The sequence below is a fragment of the Mesorhizobium sp. M7A.F.Ca.US.014.04.1.1 genome (assembly GCF_003998745.1).
GTDB classification, from domain to species: domain Bacteria; phylum Pseudomonadota; class Alphaproteobacteria; order Rhizobiales; family Rhizobiaceae; genus Mesorhizobium; species Mesorhizobium ciceri.
In genome coordinates this window covers 1-2,711 of sequence record NZ_RZRW01000696.1, presented here as the reverse complement: position 1 = coordinate 2,711, position 2,711 = coordinate 1, and the positions used below count along the sequence as shown (strand labels likewise).

Annotated in this window: 2 protein-coding genes and 1 pseudogene; 1 reads left to right on the top strand and 2 read right to left on the bottom strand. The window is 65.2% G+C overall.

The window, feature by feature from the left end:
- A pseudogene (locus tag EOA22_RS30095) lies at positions 1-1,338 on the top strand (chain-length determining protein); the annotation flags it as partial.
- 46 nt (positions 1,339-1,384) lie between these two features.
- On the opposite strand, the gene EOA22_RS30090 reads toward EOA22_RS30095, so the two are convergent.
- Both EOA22_RS30090 and EOA22_RS30085 read right to left on the bottom strand, forming a co-directional pair.
- The gene (locus EOA22_RS30090; protein WP_063167776.1) at positions 1,385-2,221 is read right to left on the bottom strand and encodes a GNAT family N-acetyltransferase; all 837 of its coding nucleotides are present in this window, start codon (positions 2,219-2,221) and stop codon (positions 1,385-1,387) included.
- A gap of 4 nt (positions 2,222-2,225) precedes the next feature.
- Positions 2,226-2,711 (bottom strand): GNAT family N-acetyltransferase (locus EOA22_RS30085; RefSeq protein ID WP_127390453.1); only part of this gene is annotated, 486 nt, incomplete at its 5' end.

The following is a 2,711-nucleotide window of genomic DNA, read 5'->3' as shown; positions in this document are numbered from 1 at the left end:
ACGCTGCTTGGCAATCATCCGCGCATTCGCGCGCTGAAATCGCAACTGTCCGATCTCGACGCGCAGATCCGCAGCGAGGCCCAGAAGATCATGAAAGGCCTGTTGATGCAGGCCGAGACGGCAAAGGCCCGCGAGAACCAGCTCGTCGCCGACGTCAACACATTGAAAGCCGCTTCGGCGCAGGCCGGCGAACAACAGGTCGACCTCGACGCACTGCAGCGCGACGCGACCGCCAAGCGACAGCAGCTCGAACTCTACCTGACCAACTACCGCGAAGCCGCTTCGCGCCAGGACCGCAACTATCTGCCGGTCGACGCCCGGATCGCCTCGAAGGCGTCGGTTCCCTCCGAGGCCTATTTCCCGAAGGTGGGGCCGATCGTCGGCGCGGCTTTCGCCGCATCGCTGCTGATCATGGCCATCGTGACGCTTCTGCGGGAGCTGTTCTCAGGCCGCGCGATGCGGCCGGCGAGCGGTTCCCGTTTCGAACGGATCGATGAGGTCGCGATGCCCCATGTGGCGCAGACGCCGGCCGCCAAGCCATTTGTCCGCCACGAGCCTGCCGTCTTCCAGGAACCCGTCATTCACCAGGAACTGCCTGAACCTGCGCATGAAGCCGATGCGGAGCCTTTTGCCGCTGCGATGCAGGCCATGGCCGAGGCGCCGGATGCGGTCGCAATGCCCGCTACGGCGGCGACAGAGCAAACGGTTGTCGAGCCCGAACCGGCGCGCTCCACCCTGGGCGAGATCGACATCGAAAGGGCTGCCGAAAAGCTGATCTCAAGCGGTGCGGCGCGCGCCATATTCGTCTCGCCGGAAGGCGACGAGGCGGCTGCATCGGCGATCCTGGTGGCGCGCGAAGTCGCCGACGCCGGGCTGCGCGTGCTGTTGCTGGACCTCACAGCGTCGGGGGCCGCCTCGCGGCCGATGCTGGACAGCGGACTTTTTCCCGGCATCACCAACCTGCTCGCTTCGGAAGCGCAGTTCAGTGACGTCATCCATGCCGATCTCTACTCGGACTGTCACGTCATTCCGGTCGGAACCGCCGATCCGGTCCGCGCCATGCGCGCTGCCGACCGGCTGCCGATCATTATGCAGTCGCTGACAACGGCTTATGATCTGGTCGTGGTCGAATGCGGACCAGCCGACGCGCAGGGCATCGGCCGTCTGACCGGCGACGCCACCGAGGTCTTTCTCTCCATGCTGGAGGCCGACGACGAGGTGACGCAGGCTGCCGTCAAGCTGATCGAGAACGGCTATCCCGACCTGACGCTGGTGACGCCGCTCGGCCACGAACCGCCCGGCAATCCGGTGCCGGGACGGCGCACTGCCGCCGCCTGAGAGAGCTGCGGATCGCCTGGCGGAGCCGTTCAGCGGTTCGCCCGATCTAGCCCAGTTCCAGGGTCGTTACGCCGAACACCCTTTGCAGGTCCAGTTCCGGGGCAGGCCCCTTGTACATGCGCGTGGTGGTGAAGGTCGGCGCAAAGCCGGCCGCATCGAGCGCAGTTATGAAACCGGTGTTATCGGCGGGGACGTCGATATGCAGCTCGCCGCCCTCACAGGCACCGGCCAGTCCCTCCAGGAGTTGCGAAGCGATTTCCATGTCGTCGGCAAACAGCGGGCCGATCTTGAAGCCGGATCGGCACCGGCGCACCACGCCAAAGCCGGTGACGCCGCGCGAACCGATTGCCGCCAACCCATGATGCGGTTCTTGCAGCCATCGCTTCAGAAAGGCGTCTCGGGGCGCCGGAAAGCAATGGGCGTCATAGGCGACGACATCGGACAGGAGTTGCGTTGTAATCATCCGCAACCCATCGGCCCTGGCCGTCGGGCCTGCCTTGCGCCCGGTGAAGCGGATGGTCTCGTAGGCCGGCGCGAAGCCCTTGCGCCGGTAATTGGCCTGCTGCTCGGCGACGCCGTCAAGGCCGACGGTCCGGCCTGCAAGCCTTTTCATGCCGGCGTCCCACACCGTCTTGCCGTAGCCCATGCCGCGCATGTCAGGCCGGGAGATGTAGAGGCCGATGAAGCCGAATTCGCTGCCATAGGCCACGGCCGAAATTGCCGCGACCATGTCGTCGCCGACAAAGGCGCCGATGAAGCCTTCGGGGTCCGCCGCCTGGAGCATCGCCGGGTCTTCAAGACCTGGGTTCCAGCCTTCCGCAGCTGCCCAGTCGACGAGAAGCGCCAGTTCCTGCAGGGACAGTGTGCGGATGATCGGCGTCATTGCGTTAGCTATCTTCTTCCGAGGGCGCCGCCTGGCCGGCGGCTTTGCGGCGCAGCACCTTGGTCAGCTTCCAGATCGTCGGGCTGTTCTTGACGAAGGCTTTCAGCCGCGCGCCTTGCCGAAGCGTCAGCGCCAGCATGCGGCCCTTCACGGTCAAGGGGACCAGCACTTCGAAATGCCGCGTTTCGATATCGCACCACAGCCGCTTGTAAGGCTCATCTCCTACCGAAAAGTCATACACCTCGAAACCGGTCTCGCAGGCTTCCTGGATGTTGTCGAAGAACAGGAAGTCGCCGGGGCTGGCGTGCCCGAGATCGTCCTCGGCGATCGCTCCGAATTCGCAGATCAGGCGTTTGCCCGAGCGGCTTGAACCGGTAATGGCGCGCAGCTTGCCGGCAACCTCGAGCCCGTGCAGCACGAAGGAAGGCTTGTCCTCGCTAAGTGCTTGCGAAAACAGCGCGCGGAAGAAGCCGCGCACCTGCGCGTCGCC